General features: G+C 70.3%; 12 protein-coding genes and 4 pseudogenes. 7 read left to right on the top strand and 9 right to left on the bottom strand.

All coding sequences use genetic code 11. From position 1 onward, the window contains the following. Positions 1-118: 118 nt before the first annotated feature. The 3 genes from ACWGDX_RS37870 to ACWGDX_RS37860 form a co-directional block, all read right to left on the bottom strand. Positions 119-1900 carry an ABC transporter ATP-binding protein gene (locus tag ACWGDX_RS37870; RefSeq protein ID WP_453633162.1) on the bottom strand — a complete coding sequence of 594 codons (1782 nt, stop codon included), beginning with the start codon at positions 1898-1900 and terminating at the stop codon, positions 119-121. Next, positions 1897-3792, bottom strand: coding sequence for an ABC transporter transmembrane domain-containing protein (locus ACWGDX_RS37865; RefSeq protein WP_453633160.1), 1896 nt, complete (start codon positions 3790-3792; stop codon positions 1897-1899). Before ACWGDX_RS37865 ends, ACWGDX_RS37870 begins: the two co-directional genes overlap by 4 nt. A 428-nt stretch (positions 3793-4220) precedes the next feature. After that, a complete protein-coding gene (locus ACWGDX_RS37860) occupies positions 4221-4664 on the bottom strand; it encodes a MarR family winged helix-turn-helix transcriptional regulator (protein WP_382855661.1) in 444 nt (147 codons plus the stop codon). 128 nt (positions 4665-4792) lie between these two features. Here ACWGDX_RS37860 and ACWGDX_RS37855 point away from each other — a divergent pair, with 128 nt between their 5' ends. Together ACWGDX_RS37855 and mltG are read left to right on the top strand one after the other, a co-directional pair. Then, positions 4793-6631 carry an ABC transporter ATP-binding protein gene (locus ACWGDX_RS37855; protein ID WP_453633158.1) on the top strand — a complete coding sequence of 613 codons (1839 nt, stop codon included), beginning with the start codon at positions 4793-4795 and terminating at the stop codon, positions 6629-6631. A gap of 172 nt (positions 6632-6803) precedes the next feature. Beyond that, positions 6804-7673, top strand: a complete 870-nt coding sequence (mltG, locus tag ACWGDX_RS37850; RefSeq protein WP_453633157.1) for an endolytic transglycosylase MltG — start codon at positions 6804-6806, stop codon at positions 7671-7673. 12 nt (positions 7674-7685) lie between these two features. Here mltG and ACWGDX_RS37845 read toward each other — a convergent pair whose 3' ends face one another. The 6 genes from ACWGDX_RS37845 to ACWGDX_RS37820 all read right to left on the bottom strand — a co-directional run bounded on the left by ACWGDX_RS37845 (position 7686) and on the right by ACWGDX_RS37820 (position 13222). Beyond that, positions 7686-8777 carry an NAD(P)-binding domain-containing protein gene (locus tag ACWGDX_RS37845; RefSeq protein ID WP_453633155.1) on the bottom strand — a complete coding sequence of 364 codons (1092 nt, stop codon included), beginning with the start codon at positions 8775-8777 and terminating at the stop codon, positions 7686-7688. A gap of 160 nt (positions 8778-8937) precedes the next feature. Next, positions 8938-10146: an LLM class flavin-dependent oxidoreductase gene (locus tag ACWGDX_RS37840; protein ID WP_453633153.1), complete on the bottom strand. Its 1209-nt coding sequence runs from the start codon at positions 10144-10146 to the stop codon at positions 8938-8940. Next, on the bottom strand, positions 10143-11183 hold the full coding sequence (locus tag ACWGDX_RS37835) for an ABC transporter substrate-binding protein (protein ID WP_453633152.1): 1041 nt from the start codon (positions 11181-11183) through the stop codon (positions 10143-10145). Before ACWGDX_RS37835 ends, ACWGDX_RS37840 begins: the two co-directional genes overlap by 4 nt. 178 nt (positions 11184-11361) lie before the next feature. After that, positions 11362-12135: an ABC transporter ATP-binding protein gene (locus tag ACWGDX_RS37830; RefSeq protein ID WP_453633150.1), complete on the bottom strand. Its 774-nt coding sequence runs from the start codon at positions 12133-12135 to the stop codon at positions 11362-11364. Continuing rightward, positions 12108-12974, bottom strand: a complete 867-nt coding sequence (locus ACWGDX_RS37825) for an ABC transporter permease (protein WP_453633148.1) — start codon at positions 12972-12974, stop codon at positions 12108-12110. Before ACWGDX_RS37825 ends, ACWGDX_RS37830 begins: the two co-directional genes overlap by 28 nt. Before the next feature lie 164 nt (positions 12975-13138). After that, the gene (locus ACWGDX_RS37820) at positions 13139-13222 is read right to left on the bottom strand and encodes a putative leader peptide (RefSeq protein ID WP_329223698.1); all 84 of its coding nucleotides are present in this window, start codon (positions 13220-13222) and stop codon (positions 13139-13141) included. 93 nt (positions 13223-13315) lie between these two features. Here ACWGDX_RS37820 and ACWGDX_RS37815 point away from each other — a divergent pair, with 93 nt between their 5' ends. The 5 genes and pseudogenes from ACWGDX_RS37815 to ACWGDX_RS37795 form a co-directional block, all read left to right on the top strand. Then, positions 13316-13738, top strand: a complete 423-nt coding sequence (locus ACWGDX_RS37815; protein WP_453633146.1) for a YjbQ family protein — start codon at positions 13316-13318, stop codon at positions 13736-13738. Between the two features lie 68 nt (positions 13739-13806). Then, a pseudogene (locus ACWGDX_RS37810) lies at positions 13807-14280 on the top strand (site-specific integrase); the annotation flags it as partial. Positions 14281-14547: 267 nt separating this feature from the next. Next, positions 14548-14751 (top strand): annotated as a pseudogene (locus ACWGDX_RS37805) (IS110 family transposase); the annotation flags it as partial. 47 nt (positions 14752-14798) lie between these two features. Continuing rightward, positions 14799-15125 (top strand): annotated as a pseudogene (locus ACWGDX_RS37800) (transposase); the annotation flags it as partial. Between the two features lie 199 nt (positions 15126-15324). Then, positions 15325-15727: pseudogene (locus tag ACWGDX_RS37795) on the top strand (tyrosine-type recombinase/integrase); the annotation flags it as partial. Between the last annotated feature and the right edge of the window lie 38 nt (positions 15728-15765).

Here is a 15765-nt window from a genome sequence, read left to right as displayed (position 1 = left end):
CGTCAGGCGACGGGGCGTTCGGCGGGGTGGGGGCGTCCGGCGGTGGGGCGGTCCGGCACCTCCACGCACCGGACGCCCCCCGGCATCGGACGCCTTCCGGTGCCGGACGCCTCTCGCGTCAGCCGTGCCAGGAGCGCCACAGCGCCGCGTAGGCACCGTTCGCCGCCACCAGCTCGTCATGGCTGCCCAGCTCGCTGATCCGGCCCTCCTCGACCACCGCGATCACATCCGCGTCATGCGCGGTGTGCAGCCGGTGGGCGATCGCCACGACCGTACGGCCGTCCAGGACCTTGGCCAGCGAGCGCTCCAGATGCCGGGCCGCCCTCGGGTCCAGCAGCGAGGTCGCCTCGTCCAGCACCAGGGTGTGCGGGTCCGCGAGCACCAGCCGCGCCAGCGCGATCTGCTGCGCCTGCGCCGGAGTCAGGGCCGTACCGCCGGAGCCGACCCCGGTGTCCAGACCGTCGTCCAGCGCCCGCGCCCAGCCGTCCGCGTCGACCGCCCCGAGGGCCGCCCACAGCTCGGCGTCCGCCGCGCCCGTACGGGCCAGCAGGAGATTGTCACGCAGCGAGCCCACGAACACATGGTGCTCCTGGTTGACCAGGGCGACATGCTTCCGTACCCGCTCGGCGGGCATCCGGGACAGCTCCGCCCCGCCGAGGGTGATACGGCCCCGCCGCGGCCCGTAGATCCCCGCGAGCAGCCGGCCCAGTGTCGACTTCCCCGCTCCCGAGGGGCCGACCAGGGCGAGCCTGGTGCCGGGGCTGACGTCCAGCGTCACCCGGTGCAGTACGTCGACGCCCTCGCGGTAGCCGAAGTGGACCTCGTCGGCACTGACGTCCCGGCCGTCCGGCACGACCGACGCGTCGCCGGCCTCCGGCTCGATGTCCCGTACCCCCACGAGCCGGGCGATGGACACCTGCGCGACCTGGAGTTCGTCGTACCAGCGCAGGATCAGACCCACCGGGTCCACCAGCATCTGGGCGAAGAGCGCGCCCGTTGTGAGCTGCCCGACCGAGATCCAGCCCTGGAGGACGAAGACGCCGCCCATCACCAGCACGGCCAGGAAGATCGTCGTATGGGTGAGATTGATGACCGGGAACAGCACCGACCGCAGCCACAGCGTGTACCGCTCCCACGCCGTCCACTCCGCGATCCGCTGTTCCGACAGCGCCACCCGGCGCCCCCCGAGGCGGTGCGCCTCCACGGTCCGGCCGGCGTCGACGGTCTCGGCGAGCATGGCCGCGACGGCCGCGTACCCGGCGGCCTCCGAGCGGTACGCCGAGGGCGCCCGCCGGAAGTACCAGCGGCACCCGGCGATCAGCAGCGGCAGCGCCACCAGCACCGCGAGCGCCAGCGGCGGCGCGGTGACGGCCAGCGCGCCGATCAGCAGCCCGGCCCACACCACGCCGATGGCGAGCTGCGGTACGGCCTCGCGCATGGCGTTCGCCAGCCGGTCGATGTCGGTGGTGATACGGGAGAGCAGATCGCCGGTCCCCGCGCGCTCCAGCACACCGGGCGGCAGCCCGACGGCCCTGACGAGGAAGTCCTCACGCAGATCCGCGAGCATCTCCTCGCCGAGCATCGCCCCGCGCAGCCGTACCAGCCGGGTGAACACGGTCTGGATCACCAGCGCGACGGCGAACACCGCCGCCGTGCGCTCCAGACGCAGCTCACGCGCCCCGTCGGCCAGATCCTCGACGATGCCGCCCAGCAGAAACGGGCCCACCATCGAGGCGATCACCGAGACCGCGTTGACGGCGACCAGCAGGATGAACGCCTTGCGGTGCCGGCTCAGCAGCTCGCTCACATAGGCCCGTACGGTCGCGGGGGTCCCGACCGGCAGGGTCGTCGCCGACTCCGGTGCCGCCGGGTCGTACGCCGGTGGCGCCACGCCGATCATGCTGATTCCTCGATCTCTTCCCGGGCCCGCGCTGACGCCGGCTCCATGATGTGCTCCCGCTCCGGGCGCTGTTCCTGTCCGGTCTCTTCCCGCTGTCCCGGTGCCTGTTCCCGTTCCCGTTCCAGGTCCGGTGCGTGGTCCTGTTCGTGTTCGGTCTCGCGGGTGACGACCGCCCGGTAAGCGGCGTCGCTCCGTACCAGCTCGCGGTGGACACCCACCGACGCGACCTCGCCGTCGTGGATGAGGACCACCCGGTCCGCGTGGTCCAGCAGCAGCGGCGAGGAGGCGAACACCACGGTCGTACGGCCGGCCCGCAGCTCCTTCACGCCTTGGGCGATCCGTGCCTCCGTGTGCGAGTCCACGGCGGACGTCGGCTCGTCGAGCACGAGTACCTCCGGGTCGGTCACCAGCGAACGGGCCAGCGCCAGCCGCTGGCGCTGCCCGCCGGAGAGCGAACGGCCGCGCTCGGTGATCCTGGACCGCATCGGGTCACCGCTGCCGTCCACCGACGCCTGGGCGAGCGCGTCGAGGACATCCGCGCACTGGGCGGCGGTGAGTGCCTTCTCCGGATCGACCGCGCCCGAGGACGGGATGTCCAGCAGCTCCGTGAGCGTGCCGGACAGCAGCACCGGATCCTTGTCCTGGACGAGGACACTGGCCCGTGCGGCGTCCAGCGGGAGATCGTCCAGCGCCACCCCGCCGAGCAGTACGGACGGACTCTTCTCCTCCTCGGCCGCATGGCCCCCGAGCCGTTCGGCGAGCCGTCCCGCCGCGTCCGGATCGCCGCAGACCACGACGGTCAGCAGTCCGGCCGGGGCGAGCAGCCCGGTGGCGGGGTCGTACAGATCCCCGGTCGGCCGGGCGTCGTCGAGACCGCCGCGCTCGTCCTCGTACGCCGTCCGCTCCAGCGACAGCACGCGCGCCGCGCGCTTCGCGGAGGGCCGGGAGAAGGAGTACGCCATGGCGATCTCCTCGAAGTGCCGCAGCGGGAAGAGCAGCAGGGTCACCGCGCTGTAGACGGTCACCAGACCGCCGACCTCGATCCGTCCGTCCAGGGCGAGGCGGGAGCCGTACCAGATGACGGAGATCAGCATGACGCCCGGCAGCAGCACCTGGATCGCCGAGATCAGCGACCACATACGGGCGCTGCGGACGGCGGCCTCGCGCACCTCCTGCGAGGCGGCGCGGTAGCGGCCGAGGAACAGCTCCTCGCCGCCGATACCGCGCAGTACCCGCAGCCCGGCGACGGTGTCCGAGGCCAGTTCGGTGGCCTTGCCGGCCTTCTCGCGCTGGACGTCGGCCCGCTGGGTGGCGCGGGGGAGCAGCGGCAGTACGGCGAGGGCGAGGACCGGCACGCCGATGGCGACCAGCGTCCCGAGCTCGGGCAGATAGAGCACCAGACCCACACAGATCAGCACGATCGCGATGGCGGCGGCCAGGAAGCGCGAGAGCGCCTCGACGAACCAGCCGATCTTCTCCACATCGCCGGTGGAGACGGCGACGACCTCACCGGCGGCCACCCGGCGGGTCAGCGCGGAGCCCAGGTCCGCGGTCTTGCGGGCCAGCAGCTGCTGGAGACGCGCGGCGGCGGTGATCCAGTTGGTGACGGCGGAGCGGTGCAGCATGGTGTCACCGATGGCGATGGCGGCTCCGAAGAGCGCGATGAGGGCGCCGGCGAGGGCGAGCCGGCCGCCGGAGCGGTCGACGACCGCCTGGACGGCGAGGCCGGCGCCCACCGAGAGACCGCCGATACCGGTGAAGTGCACCAGCCCCCAGGCGAGGGCCTTGAGCTGGCCGCCGAGCTGTTTACGTCCGAGCCACAGCAGGAACCGGGGGCCTGACCGAGCGTCGGGGATCCCTGGATCGGGATACGGAAGGTCGCGAATCTGCATGATGTCCCATGACTCGTGGAGTGGCCCAAACCGTGCAAGGTTCGCCCTGCTGGAGGGCCGGGGGCAACGGGTTTTCCGCGCTGAGCGCCAGATCGAGCCAGTTGGGGCCATGCCGGGGGGACATTCCGGAGACAACCCGGAGGGATGGCCGGAACCTGTTGGCCTGGTCCGATCCGGCAACGGTCGGCGTGCTTCCGGCCCTACCGGTGAGGTGTCCGGGTGGGGGTCCCGGTGGCGGTCCCGGCGTGGATCTGTGGCGCTGATCCGCGCCGCTGATCCGTGGTGTGGATCAGCGGCGCGGGGCTACGGCGGGCAGCCGCGATGGAGGCCGACTGGTCCCGCTCCCCAGGGCGCTCGCCCCGGTGTACTCGGGGCCCGGGGTACTCGCCCTGGGTTACTCGGCCCGGCGTACTCGGCGGCGGTGCGGCTCAGCAGTGGTGGTGGCGGCCCCCGTCGACCAGTGTCGACAGCAGTCCGCCGAGCACCTCGCGCTGATCGGCGGTGAGGGGCGCGAGGATGTCCTCCGCCGCGGTCCGCCGCGCGCCGCGCAGCGACCTCAGCGTGGCCCGGCCGCTGTCGGTCAGCTCGATACGGACGACCCTGCGGTTGGTCGGGTCCGGCGCGCGCCGGACCCAGCCGCTCGCCTCCAGTCCGTCGACCAGGCTGGTCACGGCCCGGGGCACCACTTCGAGGCGCTCGGCCAGATCGGCCATCCGCGGCGGCTGGTCGTAATACGCGACCGTGCGCAGCAGCCGTGCCTGCGCGGGGGTGATACCGATCGGCTCCATCTGCCGCTTCTGGGCGCGCTGGAGCCGACGGGTCAACCGCAGCAACTGCTCGGCCAGCATGCCGTCGGCGTCGGGGGTGCTCATACGGGAACAATATCAGGACCCCGTTCATTGTGTACATAGGTAACAGTGAGCTAAGCTCTGAAGCCGACCTTGGAAAAGGTATCCGACCCACGCTTCCGCGGAAGCCCTCCCGCTCTTCGAAGGAGCCCATGAAACCCGAGGAATCCACCTGGACACCCCCGCCCCGGCCGAAGCGTGAGGGGCAGTCCGAGCCGCCCGCGCAGCTCCGGCGCATCTTCGGTCTCTTCCGCCCCTATCGCGGCCGGCTCGCGATCGTGGGGCTGCTGGTCGGCGCCTCGTCGCTGGTCTCGGTGGCCTCGCCGTTCCTGCTCCGCGAGATCCTCGACACCGCGATCCCGCAGGGCCGCACCGGACTGCTCAGTCTGCTCGCCCTCGGCATGATCGCCACCGCCGTCGTCAACAGCGTCTTCGGTGTGCTCCAGACGCTGATCTCCACGACGGTCGGCCAGCGGGTCATGCACGATCTGCGCACCGGCGTCTACACCCAGCTCCAGCGCATGCCACTCGCCTTTTTCACGAGGACGCGGACCGGCGAGGTCCAGTCCCGTATCGCCAATGACATCGGCGGTATGCAGGCGACGGTCACCTCGACCGCGACCTCACTGGTCTCCAATCTCACGGCCGTGGTCGCCTCGGTCGTCGCGATGCTCGCCCTGGACTGGCGGCTCACCGTCGTCTCACTGCTTCTGCTGCCGCTCTTCGTCTGGATCAGCCGTATCGTCGGCCGCGAGCGGAAGAAGATCACCACGGAGCGCCAGCGCCAGATGGCCACGATGGCGGCCACCGTCACCGAATCACTCTCGGTGAGCGGCATTCTGCTCGGCCGCACGATGGGGCGTGCCGACTCGCTGACCAAGTCCTTCGCCGACGAGTCCGAGCGGATGGTCGATCTGGAAGTGCGCTCGAACATGGCGGGGCGCTGGCGCATGTCCACCATCGGCATCGTCATGGCCGCCATGCCCGCTGTCATCTACTGGGCCGCGGGTTTCGCGATGGGCGCCGGCGGCACCGCCGTCTCCATTGGTACGCTCGTCGCCTTCGTCTCGCTCCAGCAGGGCCTGTTCCGCCCCGCCGTCAGTCTGCTCGCCACCGGGGTGCAGATGCAGACCTCGCTCGCCCTGTTCCAGCGCATCTTCGAGTATCTCGACCTGCCGGTCGACATCACCGAGCCCGAGCGGCCGGTCCGTATCGACAGGGTCCGCGGAGAGGTGCGGTTCGACAAAGTCGACTTCAGCTATGACGAGAAGGGCGGACAGGTGAATCTCCAGGGGATCGATGTGACCGTTCCGTCCGGCGGCAGCCTCGCCGTGGTCGGGCCCACCGGCTCGGGCAAATCGACCCTCAGCTATCTCGTACCCCGGCTGTACGACGTGACCGGCGGCCGGGTCCTGCTCGACGGTGTCGATGTGCGCGAGCTGGACTTCGACACACTCGCCCGCGCTGTCGGTGTGGTCTCCCAGGAGACCTATCTCTTCCACGCCTCCGTCGCCGAGAATCTGCGCTTCGCCAAACCGGCGGCCACCGACGAGGAGATAGAGACGGCCGCCAGGGCCGCCCAGATCCATGACCACATCGTCTCGCTCCCCGACGGGTACGACACCCTGGTGGGCGAGCGTGGATACCGCTTCTCAGGAGGCGAGAAGCAGCGGCTCGCGATCGCCCGGACGATCCTGCGCGACCCGCCGGTGCTGATCCTGGACGAGGCGACCAGCGCGCTGGACACCCGTACCGAACACGCGGTGCAGCAGGCCATCGACGCGCTCTCCCGGGGGCGCACCACCATCACCATCGCGCACCGGCTCTCCACCGTCCGGGACGCGGACCAGATCGTCGTTCTCGACGGGGGCCGTGTCGCCGAGCGGGGCACCCATGACGAGCTGCTCCGCCAGGACGGACGCTATGCGGCCCTGGTCCGCAGGGACAGCCTGCCGGGACACGCCGATGACCTGGCGCCGGTCACCACCTGAGCGTGGTCGTCGCTCTGCCGCGTTCCCGGCGCGAACGCGGCAGCACCGCCACTCCCATGGGACGGCTCCCGTGGGACAGCTTCCGTAGGTGGACCACCCCCGTACGTATGCCATCCGTGTCGCCGCACCTCAGGTACCGGGATCGGTGATCACTCCGGGTTACCGTGCCCATATGATGAACGAGCCTCCGGGGGCGAGACCCGGTCGCAGACTCCGTCTGACCCGCCGTGGCCGGCTGGTCCTGCTGGTGGCCGCCACCCTCACCGCCGGGGCGGCGGTGCTGGTGCCCGTACTCCTGATGGGCGGGGAGAGCGGCGACGAGAAGATTTCCAGACTGGTCATTACGGAAGGGCGACGCGCCTCCGAGGTGTACGCGTCCGTCGACAAGGCCCTGGAACTGCCGATGGGCACCACCAAGGACGCCGCGACCGCCGCGGCGAAGGCCGTGCGGCTCAAGCTGCCGGGGGCGGCCAAGGGCAACCCCGAGGGCTATCTCTTCCCGGCCACCTATCCCATCGATTCCTCGACCACTCCGGCCGGGCTGCTGAGCTATATGGTCAACACCGCGAACCAGAAGTTCACGGGCGACCAGGTCACCGCCGGTTCCGAGCGCAACGGTATGACGGCCTACCAGTCGGTCACCATCGCCAGCATCGTGCAGGCCGAAGCCGATTCACCGACCGATATGGCCAAGGTCTCCAGGGTCGTGCACAACCGGCTCGCCCTGGGCATGCCGCTTCAGATGGACTCGACCCTCAACTACGCGCTCAACCGCAACACACTCGACACCACGCACGCCGACACGAAGATCGACAACCCCTACAACACCTATCAGCGCAAGGGGCTGCCGCCGACACCGATCGGGAATCCGGGCGAGGAGGCGATGAACGCGGCGCTCAACCCCTCACGCGGCGAGTGGCTGTACTTCGTCACCGTGGCGGAGGGAGACACCCGCTTCACCAACAACTACTCCGAGCACCAGAAGAACGTGGAGGAGTTCAACGAGAAACGCGCCAACGCGAACGGCGACACGGACGGCTGAGCGCGGCCGGGTTCAGACCACCGCCGCGGGCGCCCGCTCCAGCAGCCGCTTGATGTCCCGTACCGCCGCCCGGCCCGCCCGGTTGGCGCCGATGGTGGACGCCGAGGGGCCGTATCCGACGAGATGGACGCGTTCGTCCCGTACCGCGCGCGTCTCCTCGACCCGGATACCGCCGCCCGGCTCCCGCAGCCGCAGCGGTGCGAGATGGTCGACGGCGGCACGGAAGCCGGTCGCCCAGAGGATCACATCGGCCTCCACCGTCCGCCCGTCGTCCCAGGCCACCCCGGCGGGGGTGATCCGGTCGAACATCGGCAGCCGGTCGAGTACGCCCTCCTCGCGCGCCCTGATGATCGTGTCGTTCAGCGGCAGTCCGGTCACCGAGACCACGCTCCGCGGGGGCAGCCCCTGGCGTACGCGCTCCTCGACGAGCGCGACGGCGGCCCGCCCCTGCTCCTCGCCGAACGGACCCTCGCGGAACACGGGCGGGCGCCGGGTCACCCAGGTCGTGTCCGCCGCCACCTTCGCGATCTCCATCAGATGCTGGGTGCCCGAGGCGCCGCCGCCCACCACGATCACCCGCAGACCGGCGAACTCCTCGGGGCCCGGGTAGTTCGCCGTGTGCAACTGACGTCCCAGAAAGGTCTCCTGGCCCCGATAGCGCGGCCAGAAGGGGCGGTCCCAGGTCCCGGTGGCGTTGATCAGCGCACGGGCCGACCACTTCCCTTCGGAGGTCTCCACCAGCAGCCGGCCGCCGGTGCCCTCGCGTACGGCCGTGACATCGACGGGCCGGTGGACCCGGAGACCGAAGCGACGCTCGTACGCGGTGAAGTAACCGCCGATCACCTCGGAGGAGGGACGGCCGTCGTCGGCCGGTCCGGTGATCAGCTCCATACCGGGGAGCGCGTGCATGCCGTGGACCTTGCCGTAGGTCAACGAGGGCCAGCGGAACTGCCAGGCGCCGCCCGGCCCGGGGGCATGGTCGAGCACGACGAAATCGCGGTCCGGTTCGAGCCCGGACCGCCGCAGATGGTAGGCGCCGGACAGTCCTGCCTGTCCGGCGCCCACGACCACCACATCGATGTCCCGTACCCCGAAGTCGTTCACGGTTTTACGAACAGCGTCGGAACGGGGAATCTTCCCGCCCATCGGAGGGATGCCGGTTTGCCCCGGTTCAGTGGCGCGAGACGTGTGCGTCGGCTCATGGTGCGAGACGTGTGCGTCGGCCAGGACTTGGCCCGTTACGGCTCGGGTTCGGGCGGCCCGTTCAGCGGCCCCCGGCGAGCAGCAGGGGCGCGCCACCGGGCGCGGACGCCGGACGGCCGTTCGCCGCGGGCACGCCCGGCAGCGGCGGGGCCGGGATCCGCGCCAGGAGTCCACGGCTCGCCAGCTCCGGGGTCACGCCCTCACCGAACCAGTACGCCTCCTCCAGATGCGGATAGCCGGAGAGCACAAAGTGTTCGATGCCCAGCTCGTGGTACTCCTCGATCCGGTCGGCGACATCGGCATGGCTGCCCACCAGCGCCGTACCCGCGCCGCCCCGGACCAGACCGACCCCGGCCCAGAGATTGGGCGAGATCTCCAGGTCGTCACGGGATCCGCCGTGCAGGGCGAGCATCCGCTGCTGGCCCACCGACTCGCTCCTGCCCAGCGCCTGCTGGGCCGCCGCGACCGTGTCGGGATCGAGATCGGCCAGCAGCCGGTCGGCCGTCGCCCAGGCCTCCTTCGCGCTGTCCCGCGAGATGGTGTGCAGCCGGATGCCGAAGCGGACCGTACGGCCGCGCTCCTCGGCCAGCCCCCGGATCCAGTCGATCTTCTCCTTCACCTGGGCCGGGGGCTCGCCCCAGGTCAGATAGACATCCACGTGCTCGGCGGCGACGGGTCCCGCCGCGGCGGACGAACCGCCGAAGAAGACCTCGGGCAGCGGATCGGGCGGCAGCGCGGTGAGCCCGCCCTCCACCTGGTAGTGCTCACCGTCGAAGTCGTACGGACGCCCGCCCCAGACACCCCGGATCACCGACAGGAACTCCGCCGTCCTGGCGTAGCGGCGGTCGTGGTCGAGATGGTCCCCGAAGCGCCGCTGCTCGGTCGAGTCGCCGCCGGTCACGACGTTGAGCAGCAGCCTGCCACGGGTGACCCGCTGATACGTGGCCGCCATCTGCGCCGCCAGCACCGGCGAGATCAGCCCCGGCCGGAAGGCCACCAGGAACTTGAGCCGGTCCGTCTGCTGCGCCAGTGCCACCGTCGTCAGCCAGGAGTCCTCGCACCAGGTGCCCGTCGGTGTCAGCACCGCTTCGAAGCCGAGTTGTTCGGCGGCCTTGGCGATCTGCGCGAGATATTCGATGTCGGGCGCCCTGACGCCGCTCACCGGAGTGATCCTGGAGCGCTTGATGCCGCCGTCGGTGTACGCGTGACGGTCCACGAGCGTACGTCCGTCGCCCCCGGTCGGCAGGAACCAGTGCAGATGGATGCTCATCGGGAAGTGGCCTTTCCGTAGCTGCGCGCCGGCGAGGTCGAAGGCGGCAGGTCCTTGTTGAAGCGGTCGTCCACGTACTTGGCGATGTCGAACCGGCGGGGAATCAGTTTCAGATCGGCGAAGGTGTCGGCGATGACCTGCTCGGAGTCGACGGCGAGCTGGTCGAGGGCGACCGGCACCCGGGTGCCATGGGTCAGCTTCACGGCGTCCAGGGCCACTTCGTACGGCAGTCCCGTCTCCTTCGCCCAGACCTCCGCCCACTCCTCGGGGTGGTCGAAAACCCAGTCCTGGGCCCGGCGCAGCCGCTCGACATAGTCACCGATGGCGTCCGCCTTCGCCTTGTCCGCGAGGGCGGAGGGCGCGGCGACCTGGAAGTTCAGACCGTTGACGACGCCCTCGCCGTCGGTCAGCACCCGCCCCTGTCCGGCCTGGAGCACCTGCGAGGTGTACGGGTCCCAGACCGCCCACGCGTCCACCTTGCCGCTGGTGAACGCGGCGAGCGCGTCGGCCGGCTGCAACAGTGTGACCTTGATGTCGTCCAGTGTGAGACCGGCCTCCTCGAGCGAGGCGATGAGCTGGTAGTGCGCCGAGCTGCCCTGGGCGACCGCGACCGACTTCCCCTGGAGATCGGTGGTCCTGGTGAGCGGGGAGTCCTCGCGTACGAGAATGGCCTCGCCCCGGGAGGAACCGTGGGTCGCGGCCACGATCGTGATCTTCGAGTCGGCTCCGGCGGCGAAGACAGGCGGAGTGTTGCCGACGGAACCGATGTCCACGGCCTTGGCGTTGACGGCTTCGAGCATGGGCGGACCGGAGGTGAAGGTCGACCACTTGATCTTGTAGGGAAGATCGTCGAGTTCACCGGCGGCGCGCAGGACGGCCTCGGAACCGCCCTTCTGGTCACCCACGTTGAGGGTCAGGGAACCCTTGCCGTCGACGGAGCCGCCCCCGCCGCCCGAGTCGTCGGCGGACGAGGTGCCGGAGCAGGCGGCGAGCAGGAGCGTGAGGGGGAGGAGGACGGCGGGCAGGAAGCGTTTCATGGGGCGAGTCGCTTTCTGGGGAGGGGGGAGGGGGAGAGGGCGCGGGGAGTGGGGAGAGTGCGCCGGGGTGCGCGGGAAGGTCGGACGTCGAACGGGGTGGGGTTGAACGGGGCGGTGGTGCGCGGGGTGGTGGCGAACGAGGCGGTGGTGCGCGGCACCACGCGGGTGCCGCCCGGCACTACGCGACGGCGCTGGGGGCGGCCGGTTCGTCGACACCGAGTTCGGTGAGCAGGCGTGAGCGCAGCGCCGCGAAGCCGGGATCGCCCACGGAGCGCGGACGGTCCAGCGCGACATCCGTCTCGTACGCGATGACACCGTCACGCATCACCAGCGCCCGGTCCGCGAGGAGCAACGCCTCCTCCACGTCATGTGTGACCAGCAGGACCGCGCAGCCGCGCCGCTGCCACAACTCGGCCACCAGACGCTGGGCGTTGAGCCGGGTCAGCGCGTCCAGCGCGCCGAACGGCTCGTCGAGCAGCAGCAGATCGGGTTCCCGTACGAGCGCCCTGGCCAGCGAGGCGCGCTGGGCCTCGCCGCCCGACAGCGTCTTGGGCCAGGCACCGGAGCGATGGCTGAGCCCCACTTCCTCCAACGCGATCTCGGCGACCGCTCGTTGGGGCTTCCCGTCGAGACCGAGCAGTACATTGCGCCAGACGCGTTTCCATGGCATCAGCCGGGGCGCCTGGAACGCGACGGCGCGCCGCTTCGGTACGAGCACCGTGCCCTCGATATCGCGGTCGAGTCCCGCGAGCACCCGCAGCAGCGTCGACTTGCCGCAGCCGCTGCGGCCCAGCAGCACCGTGAACTCCCCGGGACGCAGCGTCAGATCGAGCTTGTCGATCACGGGCCGTCCGTCGAAGGCGCGGGTCAGCCCCTCGACCCGTACCGCGGTGCCCTCGGACGCGCCGCCGCGCGGACTCGGACTCACTGGCCCTGGAAGGTCGGTCGCCATTGCAGCAGCAGCCTTTCGAGAGTGCGGACGACGGCATCGGCGAGCAGACCGAGAAAGGCGTAGACGACCAGGCAGACGACGATGACATCGGTACGGAAGAACTCCCGGGCCTGGTTCATCAGAAAGCCGATACCGGCGTCCGCGTTGATGGACTCGCCGAAGACCAGCGCGAGCCAGGCGGTGGCGAGCGAGTACCGCAGACCGGTCATCGCCCCCGGCAGCGCGCCCGGCAGTACGACATGCCGGACGAGTCCCCACCGGCCGAGCCCCAACGACCGCCCAGCCTCGACGAGTTGCTCGTCGACTCCGCGAATTCCCGCGTACACGTTGAGATAGAGATGGAAGGCGACACCGAGCGCGATGAGCGCGATCTTGGGTGCCTCGCCGATACCGAGCCAGATGATGAAGAGCGGGATCAGTCCGACCCAGGGCACGGTACGGAGCATCTGTACGGTCGCGTCGACCAGATCCTCACCGAGCCGGGAGAGCCCCGAGACGAGGGCGAGCGAGATACCGATGACCCCGCCGAGCAGCAGCCCGACGGCGACACGCCGGAGTGAGACGCCCATGGCGGCGGGCAGGGTCCCGTCCGCGATCAGATCACCCGCGGCGCCGGCGATCGTGCCGGGTGAGGCGAGGATGTCCTCGTGGAGCACGCCCGTCGCGCTGAGCACCTGCCAGACGAGCAGAAGCAGCAGCGGCCCGACGGTCCGGCGCAGCCACCGGGGTACGGAGCGCCGCCGGGAGCCGGGCGCGGAGGCGGGGACGATCGGCTCCAGATCGGGTCGCCGGCTCTTGGACAGGACGGAAATATCCGGCGGGGCATGGCCGAGAGTCATAACAGCTCCACGGGGGGCGACAGCACGCGGAAGGGGGAAGACGCGGCTCGACGTCCGTGTGCGCCGGTACGACGACGGCACACGGTCAGGGGGTTACGGCACTCATCCGGGAAGGAAGCCGGGACATGACCGGCGAGAAGAACGGCGCGGACGCCTGAAAAGGATCAGCGGCCGCGACAACACGCGGCGGACGCCACCCGCAGCAGGTCGATATGACCGCGCGTGGTGAGCAGAGCTGAACGCAACATGGCGCAGAACGTAGCGAGCGTTTCCGGATCCGGTCAATGGTGTCTCGGCACGCGGACGCGCGATCCCATGGACCGGGCGGCAGGATGGGGGGCATGTCCGACGCGTTCACCACCAGAATCCTGAACATCACCACCGGCACGCATGAGGCCGTGACCGATCTGACCCATGCCTGCGAGGAGTTCCTCCAGCAGACCGCGGCGGGCCGGGACGGCCTGCTCAATGTCTTCGTACCGCACGCCACCGCCGGGGTGGCCCTCATCGAGACCGGCGCCGGCAGCGACGACGACCTGCTCACCGCGCTCCGCTCCCTGCTCCCCGCCGACAACCGCTGGCGCCACCGCCACGGCACCCCCGGCCACGGCCGCGACCACGTACTCCCCGCCCTGGTCCCCCCACACGCCACCCTCCCCGTCATCGGCGGCCGCCTGGCCCTGGGCACCTGGCAGTCGGTCTGCCTGGTCGACACCAACACCGACAACCCCGACCGCCAGGTCAGACTCAGCTTCCTGGGCTGAACAAGATCGTCCAGGGTTTGGCCGTGATACTCCGTAACCGGACAGCCGCTGGAAAGCTCCTGGAGACGTCCTCGCTCACGGCCAAGGACATCCGCACCGGGCTCAACCAGTTCCGCACCACCTGCCAATGCCGCGCGCGGTATCGACACCTGGCGCGACCAGCCGCACTGCTGTGCCACCGGCCAGTGCTGCCGCAAGCTGCTCCTGCCGTTGACGCTCAACTACGTCCATTCCGTGCTCAAGTCCGCCCTGGAGAACGCCGTTCGCGAGGAGGAGATCCCGCGCAAGGTCGCCCGCAACGTCCGCACCGGCACCCCAAGGCTCCGGCGCTTCGCCCCCTCACCGCCGACGAAGCCCGTCAGCTCCTCACCACAGCACAAGGCCACCACCTGCCCGCCCTGTTCGAACTCGCCCTGCACACCGGACTCCACAAGGGCGAACTCCTTGGCCTCCACTGGAAAGACCTCGACCTTGACACGGGCATCGCCGAAATCCGCCGCACACCTCAGCGCGCCAGTGCCGGTGGTCTCACCACGCTGCCCCGTTATCTTTTTCGTGGCCTTGCAATGGGGCGCCTGGCCTCCGGGTCCGGTATGGCTGTGTGCCCCCTGTCGAAGTGATGACCTGGGGGGTGTTGCCGCCGGACTTCGGGGCACCGCTTGACCGCTGATGAGGGGCCTGACGACCACTCCGGTTCGGCGCAGTGCCGGACCGTCCAGGGTGGCATGTCTGCGTAACGTGGTTGCCGGCGTGTGGTGCCGCAGGGACGGCCGGGAGTTGAGGAGACGAGAGGCGAGGGGCACGCGCACATGGTCGACATGACCGCGATAGATCTCTTCCTCGGCCTGGACCTGGGCGAAGAGTTCCATCACGCCCATGGCCGGACCGGGGACGGCAGAACCGTGCACGACAAGCGGCCGTCCAACACCGAGCCGAAACTGCTGGAGCTGTTCACCAGGCTGGTGGCGAAGTTCGGCACCGTTTTGGTGATCGTGGACCAGGTCGCCAACATCGGTGCGCTGCCGTTGACGGTGGCCCGCGCGGCGGGGTGCCGGGTCGCTTCCCCACCGCCGGGCACCTCGCTTCCTACGCCGGACTCGCCCCGGGCACGAAGCCCTCGGGCACCTCGATCCGCGGCGAGCACGCACCCCACCGCGGCAACCGGCTCCTCAAGCGTGCCCGGTTCCAGGCCGCGTTCGCCGCCATCGGCTGCAAAGCCGACCTGTCCTCCCGGATCTGCTACGACCGCCAACGCGCACGCGGCAAGACCCACACCCAGGCCATCCTCCGCCTGGCCCGGCAACGCGTGAATGTCATCCACGCGATGATCCGCACCGGCACACTCTACGAACCACGCACCCCCGACGACGTCGGCCTCGTCGCCTGACGACTCCACCGCTGCTGCCCTCCAGGCCCCATCACGCCCGCGCACCGGCACGGCCGGTCCAGCTCTGCCGGCCACCGGGCTGCCCGTCACGCACCCGATCCACCGGGAACGTCCCGCTTCGCGGCACGTTCCCGGAAACCAGCACCAACCCCTATGGACCGACCCTGACAGGGTTGACGAAACAGATAGGGGCACCCCCAGGACGCGGGCCTCCGAGCGACGCATCGCCCTCCCCACCCGCTGCGTCCAGTCACTGAAGCGCCAGCACGAACAGCAGCAGCGCGAGCGTGAGGCAGCAGGCGCCGCGTGGCAGCCCAACGGGTAGGTCTTCACCACTGCGCAGGGCGGAGCGATCGACCCGACCAACCTCACCCGCGCCTTCACAACGCTCCTCCGCACGGCCGGCTCCGCCGCATCCGCTTCCACGACCTCCGCCACTCCACCGCCACCCTCCTCCTGGAACAGGGCGTCGAACTCGTCGTCATCAAGGAACTCCTCGGCCACGCCCATATCGGCGCACCGCCACCGTCTACGCCCACGTCCGACTCCGCCTCCAACGCGACGCCATCGACGTCCTCGGCCACGCCCTTGACCATCCTTGACACACGCACGGCAACGGCGGCGGACATCACTTGGTGTC

Source organism: Streptomyces sp. NPDC055025, from assembly GCF_053608565.1.
The sequence above is the reverse complement of the archived record's forward strand: the minus strand, read 5'-3'. Positions and strand labels throughout refer to the sequence as shown.